This window comes from Streptomyces sp. NPDC031064 (assembly GCF_055570965.1).
On record NZ_JBVIGF010000011.1, the window covers coordinates 34,954 to 52,921 of the forward strand.

Annotated in this window: 12 protein-coding genes and 1 pseudogene; 5 read left to right on the forward strand and 8 right to left on the reverse strand. The window is 71.6% G+C overall.

Annotation, left to right across the window (positions count from 1 at the left end):
• Positions 1-120 precede the first annotated feature (120 nt).
• Entirely contained in the window at positions 121-1,110 is a 990-nt protein-coding gene (locus tag ACZ46W_RS32265; RefSeq protein WP_468345375.1) for an NAD(P)H-dependent oxidoreductase, read from the forward strand.
• A gap of 69 nt (positions 1,111-1,179) precedes the next feature.
• On the opposite strand, the gene ahcY is transcribed toward ACZ46W_RS32265, so the two are convergent.
• The 6 genes from ahcY to ACZ46W_RS32295 all read right to left on the reverse strand — a co-directional run bounded on the left by ahcY (position 1,180) and on the right by ACZ46W_RS32295 (position 11,529).
• Positions 1,180-2,598 (reverse strand): adenosylhomocysteinase, encoded by a 1,419-nt coding sequence (gene ahcY / locus ACZ46W_RS32270; protein WP_468345378.1) that lies wholly within the window; start codon positions 2,596-2,598, stop codon positions 1,180-1,182.
• A complete protein-coding gene (gene metF, locus ACZ46W_RS32275; protein WP_468345380.1) occupies positions 2,576-3,478 on the reverse strand; it encodes a methylenetetrahydrofolate reductase [NAD(P)H] in 903 nt (300 codons plus the stop codon). The genes ahcY and metF overlap by 23 nt, the downstream gene beginning before the upstream one ends.
• Positions 3,475-6,945 carry a methionine synthase gene (gene metH / locus ACZ46W_RS32280; RefSeq protein ID WP_468345382.1) on the reverse strand — a complete coding sequence of 1,157 codons (3,471 nt, stop codon included), beginning with the start codon at positions 6,943-6,945 and terminating at the stop codon, positions 3,475-3,477. The genes metF and metH overlap by 4 nt, the downstream gene beginning before the upstream one ends.
• Complete coding sequence (locus tag ACZ46W_RS32285) at positions 6,942-7,943, reverse strand: carbohydrate kinase family protein (protein WP_468345384.1); 1,002 nt, start codon at positions 7,941-7,943, stop codon at positions 6,942-6,944. The genes metH and ACZ46W_RS32285 overlap by 4 nt, the downstream gene beginning before the upstream one ends.
• 36 nt (positions 7,944-7,979) lie before the next feature.
• Positions 7,980-9,203, reverse strand: a complete 1,224-nt coding sequence (gene metK / locus ACZ46W_RS32290) for a methionine adenosyltransferase (RefSeq protein WP_468345386.1) — start codon at positions 9,201-9,203, stop codon at positions 7,980-7,982.
• Between the two features lie 85 nt (positions 9,204-9,288).
• On the reverse strand, positions 9,289-11,529 hold the full coding sequence (locus ACZ46W_RS32295; RefSeq protein WP_468345388.1) for a condensation domain-containing protein: 2,241 nt from the start codon (positions 11,527-11,529) through the stop codon (positions 9,289-9,291).
• A 529-nt stretch (positions 11,530-12,058) separates the two neighbouring features.
• On the opposite strand from ACZ46W_RS32295, the gene sigJ reads away from it, so the two are divergent.
• The 3 genes from sigJ (at position 12,059) to cpt (ending at position 14,905) form a co-directional block, all read left to right on the forward strand.
• Positions 12,059-13,006, forward strand: a complete 948-nt coding sequence (gene sigJ, locus ACZ46W_RS32300) for an RNA polymerase sigma factor SigJ (protein ID WP_468345390.1) — start codon at positions 12,059-12,061, stop codon at positions 13,004-13,006.
• A gap of 124 nt (positions 13,007-13,130) precedes the next feature.
• Positions 13,131-14,333, forward strand: a complete 1,203-nt coding sequence (locus ACZ46W_RS32305; RefSeq protein WP_468345392.1) for an NAD(P)/FAD-dependent oxidoreductase — start codon at positions 13,131-13,133, stop codon at positions 14,331-14,333.
• A 38-nt stretch (positions 14,334-14,371) separates the two neighbouring features.
• The gene (gene cpt, locus ACZ46W_RS32310; RefSeq protein WP_468345394.1) at positions 14,372-14,905 is read left to right on the forward strand and encodes a chloramphenicol phosphotransferase CPT; all 534 of its coding nucleotides are present in this window, start codon (positions 14,372-14,374) and stop codon (positions 14,903-14,905) included.
• 95 nt (positions 14,906-15,000) lie between these two features.
• On the opposite strand, the gene ACZ46W_RS32315 is transcribed toward cpt, so the two are convergent.
• The gene (locus tag ACZ46W_RS32315; RefSeq protein ID WP_468345396.1) at positions 15,001-15,201 is read right to left on the reverse strand and encodes an EF-hand domain-containing protein; all 201 of its coding nucleotides are present in this window, start codon (positions 15,199-15,201) and stop codon (positions 15,001-15,003) included.
• 153 nt (positions 15,202-15,354) lie between these two features.
• Complete coding sequence (locus tag ACZ46W_RS32320; RefSeq protein WP_468345398.1) at positions 15,355-16,629, reverse strand: serine hydrolase domain-containing protein; 1,275 nt, start codon at positions 16,627-16,629, stop codon at positions 15,355-15,357.
• A 224-nt stretch (positions 16,630-16,853) separates the two neighbouring features.
• On the opposite strand from ACZ46W_RS32320, the pseudogene ACZ46W_RS32325 reads away from it, so the two are divergent.
• A pseudogene (locus tag ACZ46W_RS32325) lies at positions 16,854-17,957 on the forward strand (pectate lyase family protein); the annotation flags it as partial.
• Between the last annotated feature and the right edge of the window lie 11 nt (positions 17,958-17,968).

Below are 17,968 nucleotides of genomic sequence, written 5' to 3' on the forward strand. Positions count from 1 at the left end.
GACAGCACGTCAGATTGTCAGGTCCGCGACTCTCCCTGACGTTCCACGGGGTCACTTCGTCGTACCGGCAAGACACCACCGGCCATGGAGAGCCCGGGTGGGACACCTCAGGAGACAGCGATGACCAGGATCGGAATACTCATCGGCAGCACCCGTCCGGGCCGCAAGGGCGACCAGGTCGCCCGATGGGTCCACGAGCGGGCCGCCCGCCGCAGCGACGCCGAATTCGAGGTGATCGACCTGCTCGACCACCCGCTGCCACATCTGGACGAGCCGCTGCCCGCGCTCACCGGGCAGTACCAGCACGGGCACACCCGGGCGTGGGCGGACACCATCGCCCGCTTCGACGGCTTCGTCATGGTCACCCCGGAGTACAACGCCTCCATCCCGGGCGTGCTCAAGAACGCGATCGACTACCTGTACGCGGAGTGGACCCACAAGGCCGTCGGGTTCGTCTCCTACGGCGCTCGCGGCGGCGCCCACGCGGCTCGGCGGTTGCGGGCACTGTGCGAGCTCCTTCAGATGGGTGCGGTGAACCCGCAGGTCTCGCTGTCCCTGGACACCGACTTCGAGGACCACGCGACACTCAAGCCGGGAGCCCACCACGTCGGCGCCCTGGACACACTGCTGGACCGTGTCGTCGCCCGGAGCACGGAAGGACGGACGGTGACGCCCGCACGAGGCGAGACGGACGAAGCCGCGATCCGCCGCCACATCGACGGAGTCATCGACGCGATCCGGGCGAAGGACCTTGAGGTCCTGAGGCGGTTCTACTCGGCGGACGTCGTGTCCTTCGACATCGATCCGCCGCTCCAGCACGTGGGGATCGACGCGAAACTCAAGAACTGGTCGAACGTGTTCGCGTTGTTCCAGGAAGTGACCTACGAGGTACGCGACTTGATGCTCACGGTGGGTGAGGACGTGGCGTTCACGCACGGCTTCGGCCGTCTCGGCGGCACGCTGCCCGACGGGACGGCGGCGGGCGGCATGTGGGTCCGGGTCACCTTCTGCTTCCGGAAGATCGACGGCGAATGGCTGATCACACACGATCAGGTCTCCGTGCCGCTGGACATCCTGGGCGGCAAGGGGGTCGTCGACCTCGAACCGTGACGTCATCCCGCCGGACGAACCGGTCGGGCCGCCGTCCGCGCACCACGCGGGCGGCGGCCTTCGGTGGTCTCAGTAGCGGTAGTGGTCGGGCTTGTACGGGCCCTCGACCTTCACACCGATGTATTCGGCCTGCTCCGGGCGGAGCGTGGTGAGCTTGACGCCGAGGGCGTCGAGGTGGAGGCGGGCGACCTTCTCGTCGAGGTGCTTGGGCAGCACGTAGACGTCGGTCGGGTACTGCTCGGGCTTGGTGAACAGCTCGATCTGGGCCAGCGTCTGGTCGGCGAAGCTGTTGGACATCACGAACGAGGGGTGGCCGGTGGCGTTGCCCAGGTTGAGCAGGCGGCCCTCCGACAGCACGATGATCTTCTTGCCGTCGGGGAAGGTCCAGGTGTGGACCTGCGGCTTGACCTCGTCCTTGACGATGCCCGGGATCCTGGCCAGGCCGGCCATGTCGATCTCGTTGTCGAAGTGGCCGATGTTCCCCACGATCGCCTGGTGCTTCATCCTGGCCATGTCGGAGGCCATGATGATGTCCTTGTTGCCGGTCGTGGTGATGAAGATGTCGGCACTCTCGACGACGTCGTCGAGGGTGGTGACCTGGTAGCCGTCCATCGCCGCCTGGAGCGCGCAGATCGGGTCGATCTCGGTGACGATGACCCGGGCGCCCTGGCCGCGCAGCGACTCGGCGCAGCCCTTGCCGACGTCGCCGTAGCCGAGGACGACGGCGGTCTTGCCGCCGATGAGGACGTCGGTGGCGCGGTTGATGCCGTCGACCAGCGAGTGGCGGCAGCCGTACTTGTTGTCGAACTTCGACTTGGTCACGGCGTCGTTGACGTTGATCGCGGGGAAGAGCAGAGCGCCTTCGCGGTGCATCTCGTACAGGCGGTGGACACCGGTGGTGGTCTCCTCCGTGACGCCACGGATGCCGGCGGCGAGCTCGGTCCACTTCAGGGACGTACGGCCGAGCAGCTCCAGGATGACGCGGAACTCGTCGTTGTCGGCCGTGGAGGGGTCCGGCACGGCACCGGCCTTCTCGTACTCGACGCCCTTGTGGACCAGGAGGGTGGCGTCGCCGCCGTCGTCCAGGATCATGTTCGGCCCGGCGTGGCCGGGCCAGGTCAGGGCCTGCTCGGTGCACCACCAGTACTCCTGAAGGGTCTCGCCCTTCCAGGCGAAGACCGGGATGCCGGCGGCGGCGATGGCGGCGGCGGCGTGGTCCTGGGTGGAGAAGATGTTGCAGGAGACCCATCGGACCTCGGCGCCGAGGGCGACCAGCGTCTCGATCAGCACGGCCGTCTGGACCGTCATGTGCAAGGAGCCGGTGATGCGGGCGCCGGCGAGCGGCTGGGCCTCGGCGAACTCCTCGCGGATCGCCATCAGGCCCGGCATCTCGTGCTCGGCGAGGGTGATCTCCTTGCGGCCGAACTCGGCCAGGGAGAGGTCCGCGACCTTGAAGTCCGTGAAGTCAGCGGGCGGCTGCGAGGACATGTGCACTCCTTGAGTTCTGGATGTTCTGGTGGATCTCGAGCGTCGCGGTGGACCGGTTGAGCGTGATGTAGTGCAGGCCCGGCGCGCCTTCGGCCAGCAGCCGGTCGGCCATGGCCGTGGCGTGCTCCACGCCGATGCGGTGGCCGGCCGCCGGGTTGTCCCGGGCGGCGTCCAGGCGCCGGGCGAGGTCGGCGGGGAAGGTGGCGTGGGACAGCTCGGCGAAGCGGCTGATCTGGCGTACGTCGGTGGCCGGCATGATCTCCGGGATGATCGGGGTGTCGCAGCCCGCCGCCGCGACCCGGTCGCGCAGCCGCAGGTAGTCCTCGACGTCGAAGAACATCTGGGTGATGGCGTAGTCCGCGCCGGCCCGGCACTTGGCCACGAAGTGCCGGATGTCGCTCTCCCAGTCCGGCGAACGCGGGTGCCGCTCGGGGAAGGCGGCGACCCCGACGCTGAAGTCGCCCAGCTCCCGGACCAGCGACACCAGCTCGTGGGCGTGGGTGAAGCCGTGCGGGTGGGGCGTCCAGGGCGCGTTGGGGTCGCCGGGCGGGTCGCCGCGCAGCGCGAGGACGTCCCGTACGCCCGCGTCGGCGTACTGGCCGATGATGCGGCGCAGCTCGGCGGTGGAGTGACCCACGGCGGTGAGGTGCGCGACGGGACGCAGTGTCGTCTCGGCGGCGATCCGCTGGGTCACCTCGATCGTACGGTCCCGGGAGGAGCCTCCCGCGCCGTAGGTGACCGAGACGAACGTCGGGGCCAGGGGCTCGATCCGGCGGATCGCCCGCCACAGGGTCCGGGTCCCCGCCTCCGTCTTGGGCGGGAAGAACTCGAACGAGAACGAGGGCGTGCCCGCGGCGAGGATGTCGCGCAGGGTGGTCATGACCGGCGGCCTCCCGCGTTGAAGTAGCTCGCTTCGGGGTGGTGGACGACGATGGCGTCGGTGGACTGCTCGGGGTGGAGCTGGAACTCCTCGGAGAGGTGCACCCCGATCCGCTCCGGCCGGAGCAGGTCGGCGATCTTGGCGCGGTCCTCCAGGTCCGGGCAGGCGGGGTAGCCCAGCGAGTAGCGGCAGCCCTGGTACTCGGTGCGGAACATGCCGTCCAGCGCGGCCGGGTCCGCCGCCGAGATGCCCAGTTCGGCGCGTACGCGCGCGTGCCAGTACTCGGCGAGGGCCTCGGCCAGTTGGACGGACAGGCCGTGCAGTTCGAGGTAGTCGCGGTAGGAGTCGGAGGCGAACAGCTCGGCGGTGGCCTCGCCGATGCGCGACCCGACGGTGACGACCTGGAGGCCGACCACATCGGTCTCGCCGGACTCCTCGGGGCGGAAGAAATCCGCCAGGCACAACCGGCGGCCACGAGACTGGCGCGGGAAGGTGAACCGGGTGCGCTCGGAGCCGTTCTCGTCGAGGATGATCAGGTCGTCGCCCTTGGAGACGCACGGGAAGTAGCCGTGGACGACGGCCGCCTCCAGCAGGTTGTTGGTCTGGAGGTGGTCCAGCCAGCCGCGCAGCCGGGGCCTGCCCTCGGCGTCGATGGTCTCGTCACCCTTGAGCCCCCACTGACCCTTGAACAGGGCGTTCTCGTCGAGCCAGGAGGCGTACTCCTTGAGCTGGATGCCCTTGACGACCCGGGTGCCCCAGAAGGGCGGCGTGGGTACGGGGTTGTCCGTGGCCACGTCGGAGCGCCCGGGACCGTCGTCGGGCAGCTCGTCGGGGACGGCGGTGGCGGTCGCCTTGACCCGGCGCTGTTTCAGCTCGGGGAGGGTGGCGCCGGGGACGCCGCGCTTGACCGCGATCAGCGCGTCCATCAGGCGCAGGCCCTCGAACGCGTCGCGGGCGTAGCGCACTTCGCCCTGGTAGATCTCGTGCAGGTCCTGCTCGACGTACGCCCGGGTGAGGGCCGCCCCGCCGAGGATGACGGGATAGTCGGCGGCCAGGCCGCGCTGGTTGAGCTCCTCCAGGTTCTCCTTCATGATCACGGTCGACTTGACCAGGAGACCCGACATGCCGATGACGTCGGCCTTGTGTTCCTGGGCGGCTTCGAGGATCGCGGAGACGGGCTGCTTGATGCCGAGGTTGACGACGTTGTAGCCGTTGTTGGACAGGATGATGTCGACGAGGTTCTTGCCGATGTCATGGACGTCGCCCCGGACGGTGGCCAGGACGATGGTGCCCTTGCCCTCGTCGTCCGACTTCTCCATGTGCGGTTCGAGGTAGGCGACCGCCGTCTTCATCACCTCGGCCGACTGGAGCACGAACGGCAACTGCATCTGGCCCGAGCCGAACAGCTCACCGACCACCTTCATACCGGCCAGGAGGGTGTCGTTGACGATGTCGAGGGCGGGGCGGCTGGTGAGGGCTTCGTCCAGGTCGGTTTCGAGCCCCTGCTTCTCGCCGTCGATGATGCGGCGCTTGAGCCGCTCCTCCAGCGGCAGCGCGGCCAGCTCCTCCGCCTTGCCCGCCTTCAGCGACTTGGCCGTGGCCCCCTCGAACAGGGCCATGAGCTTCTGGAGCGGGTCGTAGCCCTCGCTGCGGCGGTCGTAGATCAGGTCGAGGGCGGTCCGCACCTCTTCCTCGCTGAACCGGGCGATCGGCAGGATCTTCGACGCGTGCACGATCGCCGAGTCCATACCCGCCTTCACGCACTCATCGAGGAAGACGGAGTTCAGCAGGATGCGGGCGGCCGGGTTCAGGCCGAAGGAGATGTTCGACAGACCCAGCGTGGTCTGCACGTCCGGGTGACGCCGCTTCAGCTCACGGATCGCCTCGATGGTGGCGATACCGTCCTTGCGCGACTCCTCCTGCCCCGTGCAGATGGTGAAGGTCAGGGTGTCGATGAGGATGTCCGACTCATGGATGCCCCAGTTACCGGTCAGGTCCTCGATCAGCCGCTCGGCGATCTCGACCTTCTTCTCCGGGGTACGGGCCTGACCCTCCTCGTCGATGGTCAGCGCGATCAGGGCCGCCCCGTGCTCCTTGGCCAGGGCGGTGACCTTCGCGAACCGGGACTCCGGCCCGTCGCCGTCCTCGTAGTTCACCGAGTTGATCACCGCACGGCCGCCGAGCTTCTCCAGGCCGGCCTGGATGACGTCGACCTCGGTCGAGTCCAGCACGATCGGCAGCGTGGAAGCGGTGGCGAAGCGGCCCGCCAGCTCCTCCATGTCCGCCACACCATCACGGCCCACGTAGTCCACGCACAGGTCGAGCATGTGGGCGCCCTCACGGATCTGGTCCCGGGCCATCTCCACACAGTCGTCCCAGCGACCCTCCAGCATCGCCTCACGGAACTTCTTCGACCCGTTCGCGTTCGTCCGCTCACCGATCGCCATGTACGAGGTGTCCTGCCGGAACGGCACCGTCTGATACAGCGAGGCGGCACCCGGCTCCGGACGCGGATCACGCGGAGCCGGGGCGAGGTCGCGGACACGCTCGACGACCTGGCGCAGGTGCTCCGGGGTGGTACCGCAACAGCCACCCACCAGCGACAGCCCGTACTCCCGTACGAACGTCTCCTGCGCGTCCGCCAGCTCGGGCGCCGTCAGCGGATAATGCGCGCCGTTCTTGCCCAGCACCGGCAGGCCGGCGTTGGGCATGCACGACAGCGGGATGCGGGAGTGGCGTGCCAGATAGCGCAGGTGCTCGCTCATCTCGGCCGGACCGGTCGCGCAGTTCAGACCGATCATGTCGATGCCCAGCGGCTCCAGCGCGGTCAGCGCCGCGCCGATCTCCGAGCCCAGCAGCATGGTGCCGGTGGTCTCCACCGTCACGGACACGATCAGCGGCAGGTCCACACCCGAGGTCTCCAAAGCCCGGCGCGCGCCGAGAACCGCCGCCTTGGTCTGGAGCAGGTCCTGCGTGGTCTCCACCAGCAGCGCGTCCGCACCGCCCGCGATCATCCCCTCCGCGTTCTGCTGGTACGCGTCCCGCAGCTTCACATAAGGAGCGTGGCCCAGCGTCGGCAGCTTCGTCCCCGGACCCATCGACCCCAGCACCCACCGCTGCTGACCGGTGGAAGCCGTGAACTCATCGGCCACCTCACGCGCGATCCGCGCGCCCGCCTCCGACAGCTCGAACACCCGCTCCGGGATGTCGTACTCCCCCAACGCCGCGAAATTCGCACCGAAGGTGTTCGTCTCCACACAGTCCACACCGACCGCGAAGTACTCCTCATGCACCGACCGCACAATGTCCGGCCGGGTCACATTCAGGACTTCGTTGCACCCCTCCATCTGCTGGAAGTCGTCCAGCGAGGGATCGTGCGCCTGGAGCATGGTGCCCATGGCCCCGTCGGCCACCACCACACGGGTGGCCAGCGCCTCGCGGAGGGCGTCCGCCCTCGTCCCGCTCATGACGGGTCCTCTGAGGACCCGTCACCCAGGCCGGGTGCGAGGAGCCGCGCCGCTTCGGCGCCGTACGCGCGCGTGGCCGTCGCCAGCAGGCGTTCCGGATCGACCCGGTACGCCTGCGAGCCCACGGCGCCGAGCGCCTCGCCCGCCACCACACAGCCGAGCCGGGCGGCGGACTCCAGGGGCAGCCCACGGGCGACCGCCGCCAGGAAACCGGCCCGGAAGGCGTCGCCGACGCCCGTCGGGTCGGCGACGGGCGCATCGGGGACCGCCGGGACGGTGAGCGGGTCGTGGTCGCGCCGGTCGATCCGTACGCCCGCCTCGCCGAGTGTGGTGACCCAGGCGTCGACCTTGCCGAGGACCGTCTCGCGGTCCCAGCCGGTGCGTTCGAGCAGCAGGGCGGCCTCGTACTCGTTGGTGAACAGCCAGCGGGCGCCGTCGACCAGGTCCCGTGCCTCGGCGCCGTCCAGCCGGGCGAGCTGCTGGGAGGGGTCGGCGGCGAAGGGCAGGCCCAGTTCGCGGCACTGCGCGGTGTGGCGGAGCATCGCCGCCGGGTCGTTGGGGCAGACCAGGACCAGGTCGGGCCGCTCCTCCCCCGGGCCGGTGAGCTGCCGGAGGTCGATCTCCCTGGCCTCCTGCATGGCGCCCGCGTAGAAGGCGGCGATCTGGTTCGCGTCCTCGTCCGTGATGCACATGAACCGGGCGGTCTGCCGCTCCGCCGACACGTGGACCCGCCCGGTGTCGACCCCGTGCTCCTTGAGCCAGACCTCGTACTCGGCGAAGTCGCCGCCCACGGCCCCGACCAGCACGGGCGTGAGGCCGAGGCCGCCGAGACCGAAGGCGACGTTGGCCGCGACTCCGCCCCGGCGCACTTCCAGCGCGTCGACCAGGAAGGAGAGCGACACATGGGCGAGCTGGTCGGGGATGAGCTGATCCGCGAACCGGCCGGGGAAGACCATCAGATGGTCGGTGGCGATGGAACCGGTGACAGCGATGCGCACGTCGGGTTCTCCTCGGGGTACGGGTACGCCGGCCGGTCAGATGCCGGCCGCGGCCTTCAGGGCCTGGGCGCGGTCGGTGCGCTCCCAGGTGAAGTCGGACAGTTCGCGGCCGAAGTGGCCGTAGGCGGCGGTCCGGCCGTAGATGGGCCGCAGCAGGTCGAGGTCGCGGATGATGGCGGCCGGGCGGAGGTCGAAGACCTCGCCGATCGCCTTCTCGATGCGCTCCTGGGCGACGGTCCCGGTGCCGAAGGTCTCGACGAACAGGCCGACCGGCTCGGCCTTGCCGATGGCGTACGCGACCTGGACCTCGCACCGCTCGGCGAGCCCGGCCGCGACGACGTTCTTGGCGACCCAGCGCATGGCGTAGGCGGCCGAACGGTCGACCTTGGACGGGTCCTTGCCGGAGAACGCGCCGCCGCCGTGGCGGGCCATGCCGCCGTACGTATCGATGATGATCTTGCGGCCGGTGAGCCCCGCGTCGCCCATGGGGCCGCCGATCTCGAAGCGGCCGGTGGGGTTGACCAGGAGCCGGTAGCCGTCGGTGTCCAGCTTGATGCCGTCGTCGGCGAGTTCGGCGAGGACGTGCTCGACGACGTGTTCGCGGATGTCCGGGGTGAGGAGGGAGTCGAGGTCGATGTCGGCGGCGTGCTGCGAGGAGACGACGACCGTGTCGAGCCGGACCGGGCGGCTGCCCAGGTACTCGATGGTGACCTGGGTCTTGCCGTCGGGACGGAGGTAGGGGACGGTGCCGTCCTTGCGCACCTCGGTCAGGCGGCGCGACAGGCGGTGGGCGAGGTCGATCGGCAGCGGCATCAGGGTCGGCGTCTCGTTCGTCGCGTAACCGAACATCAGGCCCTGGTCGCCGGCGCCCTGCTGGTCGAGCTCGTCCCCCTCGGCGCCTTCGGCGGCACCCTCGACGCGCTTCTCGTACGCCGTGTCGACGCCCTGCGCGATGTCGGGCGACTGCGCGCCGATGGAGACGGAGACGCCGCAGGAGGCCCCGTCGAAGCCCTTGGCCGACGAGTCGTAGCCGATGGACAGGATCGTCTCGCGGACGAGGGCGGGGATGTCGGCGTACGCGGACGTGGTCACCTCGCCGGCGATGTGGACCTGGCCGGTGGTGATCAGCGTCTCCACGGCGACCCGGGAGGCCGGGTCCTGGCGCAGGAGCGCGTCGAGGATGGCGTCGCTGATCTGGTCGGCGATCTTGTCGGGGTGGCCCTCGGTCACGGACTCCGAGGTGAACAGGCGACGGGACATGGTTCTCCAGAGGTGTGAGGTCCGTTGGACGGCCGTTCGCTGCACGGCCGGGTCTTTTCGGTGTCGTCCGGTGGTCATCCAGGCGTCATCCGGCGCGTTCGGCTGCGGATTCGAGCAGCCGGGCGAGGTCCGCGGCGGCGGCCGAGGTGGCCGCGAGCACCACGAGGGGTGGCCGGCCGCCGTGCGCGGCGATGAGCCGGGCGATGTCGTACGCGGTGGCTCCGCATCCGGAGAAACCGCCCAGCACCAGGCGCCCGCCCGCGTCGGCCAGCGGCCGCAGCGCGGTGTGACGGGCGTGGGGGTCGTCGGGTACGGGGTCCAGCAGCACGAGGGCCTCGGGTCCCCGGTAGGAGCGGGCGAGCAGGTCGTACCGGGAGCGCGGGTTCCCGGCCGCCGGAAGGAGGCACACGGTCCCGGCACCGGGGCCCCGGCCGGGGCGGAGGGTGACGACGGCAGGCGTCGGCCGGTGGGTGCCCTCTTGGGTGGCGGCGGTGGCGGTCGGGGCGTCGGGGTGCGCCTTCCGGCCGGGGCCGGCGGCGGCGCCGTCCGCCTGGGTGGCCGCGTGCGCGTCCCGGCTCGTGCCGGCCTCGGTGTCGGCGTCCGCCAGCAGCTCGACGATGTCGGCGACGGTGGTGGACTCGCCCGGCATGAGCGGCAGTTCGTGCAGCAGGTACCCGGCGTGGGCCAGGACGTCGGCGACGGCGGCGGCCCGGTCGCGGTCGTACGAGACGGTCAGGACGAGGCCGCCGTCCTTGTCGTGCTGGGCGGCGAGGGTGAGGGGGAACGCCGTCCGGGCGGCGAGCGTCACCGGGGGCTCCAGGCGGATCCCCTCGGCGGCGAGTTCCGGGGCGAGGTCGTCCGCCGGACGCGGCCGGCTCTCGAAGACGACGAGGGTGCCCGGCGGGGCGGACGGCCGATCGCGGTCCCGGTCCCGGTCGTGGCGGTCCCGGCCCTGGCCCCGGCCCTGGCCCCGGTCCTGGTTCCGGTCCCGGTCCTGCGTCCAGGCGTGGATCTGGCCCGCCGAGACCCATTCGTACGCCGCCATGTCCAGCGCCCGGTCGCGCAGTTCGGCCAGGAGCTGCGGCACGGTGGCGCGCGGGTCGACCACGACGGACAGGGGCAGCGGGTTGCGCAGGGCACCCGGCAGGCGCTCCACGCCCTCGAACGGGATGCCGCGCCCGGACACGGCCACGCTGAAGCGGACCGGCTCGGCGTCGGCGGACCCGGTGGCCCGGTACAGCAGCAGGGCCCACACCGCCTGGAGCGCGCCGCTCTCGGTGCCGCCCCAGCCGGCCGCCCAGGCGCCGAGCCGCGCGGTCTGGGCGGGGGTGAGCCGCAGCCGGGCGCGGCCGGTTCCGGTGCCCGCGGCGGTGGAGGCGCGAGGGGCCGCCGGGAGGGGCGAGTGCGCGGCACCGGGCGGTGGCGCGGCCGAGGACCAGAACTCCCGTGCCGCGGTGGTGTCCTGGCCCGCGAGCCAGTGGGTGTAGTCCCCCATGTCGGGGCGCCGCTCGCCGCCCGGCAGCCGGCCGCCGGCCAGGTAGGCGCGGGTGAACTCGCGCAGCAGCAGGCGGGCGCTGAAGTCGTCGAGCAGGGCGTGGTGGTAGGTGAGCAGCACCCGTGTGGGCGGTGCGGTGACGGACACGACGGGCCCGCCGCCCAGCACGGTCACGCGCAGCGGCCCGGGGGTGCGCGGGTCGAGGCCGCGCAGCCGGTCGCCCTCGACGAGCGCCGTCCAGTCGGCGGAGCCGTGCGGCAGCCGTACGACGTCGGCCCGGACGCGGTCGTGCACGACGATCCGCGGCTCGGGGCTGTCGTCGAAGGCGGAGCGCAGCACGCTCTCGCGGTCGACGAGGGACTGCCAGGCCGCCGTGAAGCGTTCGGGGTCGAGCGGGCCGTGCCACACGCAGGCGAGCTGCCCGACGTGGCGGGCCGCGGCCGGATCGGTGGTGGCGTCGGCGTCGGACAGCAGGTCGCGCTGGAGCGGGCTCGGGACGACACCGCGTACGAGCGGGCCGGCCGCCGTGGTCGTGGCGTCGGTGAGCAGGTCGGCCAGCAGGCCGGCCGGGAAGTCGCCGGGCGCGCCCGTGGTCAGGGTCAGGGTGTGGTGGCCCGGTCCGTGGCGCTGGAGCCGGTGCTGCCAGGGCGGGCCGTCGGGCAGCCGCGCGGCGATGCGTTCCAGGGCGGCTTCGAGGCGGCCGGTGTCGAGGGGGCCGCGCAACTCCAGGACGGGCGGGGCGTCGTAGGGGGGCGGGCCGGGGTCGAGGACGACGGACATCGGCGCGTCGGGGGACACCGGGGACGTAGGTGAGAAGTGATTCGTGGTCATGGTGTGTCCGGGGCGCGCACCCCCTCCCTCCCCTCTCTGCGAGCTCGGAAACGAGTATGCGAGGCCCCGCCCATACGGACCTGACACGGCGCTGACACCGTGGTAGGCCGGGCAGCGCGGTGGCGGGTTCGGCGGGGTTCTCCGCGCGGGCCCGCGTCGAGGGCGTGGGGCACACTAGCGGCGCGCGGGGCGTGGTCCCGGTTTTCTCCGGCCACTTTGGACGGTTTCGCGAGCGTCCCTGGACAGGGCGGGCCGGTGTCGTCGGTGACGTGGAAGGCCGGGTGGTCCGGGTGGGGCGCGGGGGGGGCGGCGCGGCGAGGGCCTGCGCGGCGGGGGCGGGCGGGGCGGGGGCCGCGGGAGGTTCGAGGCGGTCTCCGGACCGGGCCTCGCGTGGGCCGCGCCCGCCCCCGTGACGGGGGACTGACGGTGGGCGAACGCGGCGGAAGCAGTCTGCCGGCCCTCACGTGCAGGATGCCTCGACGCCCGCTGGAGGGGCACGCGTTCGAGAAGCCCGGCTAGGATCGCGGGCATGGCCCTGCTCATGAGTGACGTCGACCGGTTCGAGGCTGCCAGGCCCCGGCTGGAGGCCATTGCCTACCGGCTGCTCGGCTCGGCGAGTGAGGCCGAGGACGCCGTGCAGGAAACGTTCCTGCGCTGGCAGGCGGCCGACGTCGAGCGGGTCGAGGTGCCGGAGGCCTGGCTGACGAAGGTCCTCACCAACCTGTGCCTCAACATGCTCACTTCGGCACGGGCCCGGCGGGAGACCTACGTGGGGCAGTGGTTCCCCGAGCCGCTGCTCGCCGGGGACCCGATGCTCGGTCCGGCCGACACCGCCGAGCAGCGCGAGTCGGTGTCGTACGCCGTCCTCGTCCTGCTGGAGCGCCTGTCGCCGGGCGAGCGGGCGGTGTACGTGCTGCGTGAGGCCTTCGACTACCCGCACCGGGAGATCGCCGAGATCCTGGACATCACCGAGGCCGCCAGCCAGCAGACCTACCACCGGGCCAAGAAGCACGTCGCGGCCGGCAAGGCGCGTACCGAGATCGACGAGGCCGCCGCGCGGAGGATCGTCGAGGAGTTCCTGGCGGCGGCGACCAGTGGCCGTACCGAACCCCTCGTACGCCTGCTCACCGAGGACGCCATCGCGGCCGGCGACGGCGGCGGGAAGGTCCCGGCCCGGGCGAAGGCGTTCGAGGGCGCGCTCGCGGTCGCGAAGTTCCTGCGCGGCCTGTTCAAGCCCAGCGACGCCAAGCGGGCCCACATCGGTGGCGCGCCCGACATCTACGCCACGACCGCCAACGGCGAGCCCGCCATCGTGGCGGTGGTGGACGGCCGGGTCGTCGCGATCACGTGCCTGGAGGTCACCGCGGAGGGCATCGTCGCGATCCGCAGCCAGGTCAACCCCGACAAGCTCGTCCGCGCAACCGAGCAGTGGGCCGCCGGGGGCCTCGGCGGCGGCACCCCGCTCCACACCCTCTGACCACCCTCCGACCCGATGTGACGTGCTTCACATCCCGATCCTGTCAGGAAACGCCGCGCTGCCCGGTTCAAGGGGCGAAACCGCGCACGACAACGGCGTGACCCTCGCAGACAGGAGCAGGCACATGCAGCACCGCATCGTCGTCCTCGGAGCCGGCTACACCGGAGCCACCGCCGCCGGCCGCCTCGCCAAGCGGCTGCACCGCGAGGACGTCACCATCACCCTCGTCAACCCCGAGCCCGACTTCGTCGAGCGCGTCCGGCTGCACCAGATCGCGGCCGGCCAGGACCTGAAGCCCCGGCCCTTCAGCGAGATGTTCGCGGGCACGGGCGTGGAGCTGAAGCTCGCGAAGGTCACCGCCGTGGACGCGGACCGCAAGACGGTGACGGTCACCGCCGGTCAGGGCCTGGAGGAGCTGGCGTACGACACCCTCGTCTACGCCCTCGGCAGCGGCTGGAACGACGGGGGCGTCCCCGGCGTCGCCGAGCACGCCCACGACATCGCCGGCCGCCCCGGCGCCGTCCGCCTCCGCGACCGCCTGGCCGCCCTGGGCGCCGGCATGCCGGTGGTCGTGGTCGGCGGCGGCCTGACCGGGCTGGAGGCCGCGACGGAGATCGCCGAGGCCCGCCCGGACCTCGACGTCGCCCTGGCCGCCCACGGCGCCCTCGGCGACTGGCTCTCGCAGAAGGGCCGCGCCCACCTGCGGAAGGTGGTGGACGGGCTCGGCATCACGGTCCACGAACACGCCGCGGTCACCGCCGTGGCGGCGGACGCCGTGACGACCGCCGACGGCCGGACCATCCCCTCAAAGGCCACCGTCTGGACCACCGGCTTCGCCGTCCACCCGATCGCCGGGGCCACCACCCTGGAGGTCACCGACCGCGGCCAGATCGTGGTCGACCGCACGATGCGCTCGGTCTCCCACCCGGACGTGTACGCCGTGGGCGACGCGGCGATGGCGATCGGCCCGAACGACAAGCCGCTGCGCATGTCCTGCGCCTCGGGCGTCCCGATGGCCTGGCAGGCCGCCGACGCCATCGCCGCCCGGCTCGCCGGCGACGCCAAGGTCCCCCACGTCCCCATCCGCTACTTCCAGCAGTGCGTCTCCCTCGGCCGCAAGGAGGGCCTGATCCAGTTCGTCACCGCCGACGACCGGACGAAGGACAGCGCCCTGACGGGCCGCGTGGCCGCCCTCTACAAGGAGCTGATCTGCAAGGGCGCGGCCTGGGGCGTCGCCCACCCGGCGGCGGGCATGCTGCCGTCCCGGCGCCGGCGCGTCGTACGGCAGGAGACCCCGGGCCACGCACGGGTGGAGGCAGCGGCCTGACGTCGCCAAAGGCCGCGCGGGCGCCGTACGGTGGCGCGGTGACGACTCAGATGATCATTCTCAACGGTGGTTCCAGCGCCGGGAAGTCCGGGATCGTACGGTGCCTCCAGGCCGTACTGCCCGATCCCTGGCTGGCGTTCGGGTGCGACTCGTTCGTCGACGCCATGCCCGCGAGGATGCGGGCGTCGGACGAGGGGATCACCTTCGCCGCGGACGGCGGGGTGAGCGTCGGGGAGGAGTTCCGGGCGCTGGAGGCGGCCTGGATGGAGGGCGTCGTGGCGATGGTCCGTGCGGGCGCCAGGGTCATCATCGACGACGTCTTCCTGGGCGGGGCGGAGTCCCAGCAGCGGTGGCGGAAGGCTCTGGGCGGACTGGCCGTGCTGTGGGTCGGCGTCAGGTGCGAGAGCGCGGTCGCCGCGGGGCGTGAGGTCGCGCGAGGAGACCGCGTCCAGGGGATGGCCGCGTCGCAGGCGGCCGTGGTTCACGAGGGGGTGTCCTACGACGTGGAGGTGGACACGACGCACACCGAGTCCATGGCGTGCGCGCGAACCATCGCCGCCCACGTGAGCTGAGTACCGCTGCGGCCCGGCGGCCTTTCCCGCGAGGAGCCCTTGAGGCGGCGCACCCGGGGTCCCCGGGTGCGCCTCTCAGTCGTTGTGACGGGAAGTCAGCGGACGAACTGGGCGTACTCCTCGTAGCCGATGCGGCGGTCGCCGTCCTCGTCAGCCATGCGCATGATGATCTCGACGTGGCTCGGGCTGACCCTGCTGTCGCCGTCCAGGGAGGTCCTCAGCTCGTCCAGCGTGATGTACCCGTCGCCGTCGGTGTCGATCTCTTCGAACTGCTGCCGCTTGTCGGTACCGGCCATGATGTACGTCCTTACGTGCCGTGTGACAGGTCTCGGTCGACGGATGGGTGCGCCCGCGTCACCCCGGGCAAACACCGCGGCCCGCCGATCCACCCGTACGGCCACGCAAGACCCACCGGGCGCCGCGCCTGCGCGGCCCGGCACCGGCCTGTCTCAGCGGCGCTCGGGCAGGTCGGCCTCGGCGGGCGCCACCGGCACGTCGCGCGCCGCGCGGGACGACGGCGCCGCCGCTGCCGGCTTCTTCCCGCAGAACGCGGCCTCCAGCGATCCGCCGAGCGCCGTGTTGGCCGCCCCCCGGTTCGAGGTGTTCGCCATCGCCGACAGGCCGCGCCGGCCGTCCCGGGTGGCGAAGGCGTAGGTGTAGTAGCCCTGCACGGTGCCGGTGTGGCCGTACACCTGGGCGCCGCAGGACAGGTCGTAGCGGCGCAGACCGAGCCCGTAGAACCGGGTGTTCGTCGCGTCCGTCGGGGTGACCGTGGTCATGGCGTCCAGCATCCGCGGCGACAGCAGCCGGCCCCGCATCAGCGCCGTCATGAAGGTGTTCAGGTCCGCCGGGTCGGAGATGACCGCCCCGGCCGACTGCGCCCAGGAGACCGTCTGCTCGGTGGAGTCGACGAGCGGCGCGCCGGCCTCGTCGGGGTGCAGGTAGCCGCGCACGTGCAGGCCCTTGACGCGCGTGTCGGGGTGTACGTACGCGGTGTTGCGCAGCCGCAGCGGCTTGATGATGCGGCGCTCGTACTCCCGGCCGACCGGCTTGCCGGTGATCTCCTCGATGAGCATGCCCACCACGACGAAGTTGGTGTTCGAGTACTTGTACGCCGCGCCCGGCTCGGTGGTGCGCGGTTCGCCCAGCGAGAGGTCCAGCAGCTCCTGGTAGCTGAAGACCCGGTTCCGTACGGACTCGAAGCCCGGCACGGTGTGGGCGAACATCTTCTCGGTGTAGTCCGCCAGGCCGCTGCGGTGGGTCAGCAGGTGACGCACCGTGATCCGGTCGTCCGGCAGCAGCCCGGGCAGGTACCGGTTCACCGGAGCGTCGAGCTCAAGTCTGCCCTCGTCCACCAACTGGAGCAGCACCACGGAGGAGAAGGTCTTGCTGACGCTGCCGACGCGGAAGCGCGCCCGGGTGTCCATGGCCGCGCCCGAGTCCCGGTCCCGCACGCCGACCGCCCGGGCCTGGACGCCCTCGGGTCCGGTGAACCGGGCCATCGCGCCCGGCGCGCCGTTGGCCATGGCGGCGTTCAGGGCCGCGACCACGCCCTCCATGTCGGGCGCGGGAGTCGCGGTGTGCGCGGCGGGGGTGAAGGCGGCCGGGGCGGCCTGGGCGGTGGCGGGCGCGGCCTGGGCGGTGGCGGGGGCGACCACCCCACCCACGATGGCGGAGACCAGGACGGCGCCCACTGCCAGGCGTCGGTGCGATGACAAGATCACGTCAGATCCTCAACTCACTGGAGATCGGGGGAGCTTCGGCACCCTTGCGCGCCGGTCTCCCATACCCACGAACGATGAGTGTCAACGCGCCTCCGGGGTTCCCGACACGGGCGTCGCGTTCCACGGCGGCGGTCCGGGCGGCAACCTCAACGGCCTGCCGGGACCACTAGGGCATGGAGCAGCGGCTCCCAGCGCGCGAGGACGACGAGGAGCGAGGAGCGGGAATGAGACGAACAGTCGCAGGACGACTCTGTGCGGTGCTGGCCACGGCGGCGCTTGCCGCCGCGACCGGTGCGGTGCTGACGACCCCCGAGGCGTCGGCGGCGACCGGTGGGGTCACGGGCTACGCGACGCAGAACGGCGGGACCACCGGCGGTGCGGGCGGGCAGACGGTACGGGCCACCACGGGGACCGCGATCCACGCGGCCCTGTGCGGCCGGGCAAGCAGCGGCACCCCGATCACCATCCAGGTCGAGGGCACCATCAACCACGGCAACACCAAGAAGGTGTCGGGCGGGAGCTGCAACACCGCCGACGGCGTGATCGAGCTCAAGCAGATCAGCAACGTCACGATCGTCGGGGTCGGCAGCGGCGCCGTCTTCGACCAACTGGGCATCCACATACGCGAGGCCCGCAACATCATCATCCAGAACGTCACCGTCCGGAACGTCAAGAAGTCGGGGACCCCCACGTCCAACGGCGGTGACGCCATCGGCATGGAGAGCAACGTCCGCAACGTCTGGGTGGACCACGTCACCCTGGAAGCGTCGGGTGGGGAGTCGGAGGGGTTCGACGGCCTCTTCGACATGAAGGCCAACACCCAGTACGTGACCCTGTCCTACAGCATCCTGCGCAACTCCGGCCGGGGCGGCCTCGTCGGGTCCAGTGAGAGCGACCTGTCGAACGGCTTCATCACCTACCACCACAACCTCTACGAGAACATCGACTCCCGGGCTCCCCTGCTGCGCGGCGGCACGGCCCACATGTACAACAACCACTACGTGCGCCTCAACGAGTCCGGTATCAACTCCCGCGCCGGCGCCCGCGCCAAGGTGGACGCCAACTACTTCGAGGACTCCAAGGACGTCCTGGGCACCTTCTACACCGACGCCGCCGGTTACTGGCAGGTCAGCGGCAACGTCTTCGACAACGTGACCTGGTCCGCCCCCGGCAGCGAGAACCACCCCGCGGGCCCCGACCCGCGGTCCACCACCACGGTCGCCATTCCCTACCCCTACAGTCTCGACGGAGCCGGCTGCGTACCGGCCGTCGTGAACCGGACGGCAGGCGCCGACAAGGGCCTACAGGTGTCGGACGGCACCTGCTCGCTCCCCTAGTA

What these genes read in the sequence shown, in the direction of transcription:
- metK (WP_468345386.1), bottom strand. Translation starts at nt 9,203, where the DNA reads ATGTCCCGTCGCCTGTTCACCTCGGAGTCCGTGACCGAGGGCCACCCC.
- ACZ46W_RS32295 (WP_468345388.1), bottom strand. Translation starts at nt 11,529, where the DNA reads ATGACCACGAATCACTTCTCACCTACGTCCCCGGTGTCCCCCGACGCG.
- ahcY (WP_468345378.1), bottom strand. Translation starts at nt 2,598, where the DNA reads ATGTCCTCGCAGCCGCCCGCTGACTTCACGGACTTCAAGGTCGCGGAC.
- ACZ46W_RS32265 (WP_468345375.1), top strand. Translation starts at nt 121, where the DNA reads ATGACCAGGATCGGAATACTCATCGGCAGCACCCGTCCGGGCCGCAAG.
- ACZ46W_RS32305 (WP_468345392.1), top strand. Translation starts at nt 13,131, where the DNA reads ATGCAGCACCGCATCGTCGTCCTCGGAGCCGGCTACACCGGAGCCACC.
- metF (WP_468345380.1), bottom strand. Translation starts at nt 3,478, where the DNA reads ATGACCACCCTGCGCGACATCCTCGCCGCGGGCACGCCCTCGTTCTCG.
- metH (WP_468345382.1), bottom strand. Translation starts at nt 6,945, where the DNA reads ATGAGCGGGACGAGGGCGGACGCCCTCCGCGAGGCGCTGGCCACCCGT.
- sigJ (WP_468345390.1), top strand. Translation starts at nt 12,059, where the DNA reads ATGGCCCTGCTCATGAGTGACGTCGACCGGTTCGAGGCTGCCAGGCCC.
- ACZ46W_RS32315 (WP_468345396.1), bottom strand. Translation starts at nt 15,201, where the DNA reads ATGGCCGGTACCGACAAGCGGCAGCAGTTCGAAGAGATCGACACCGAC.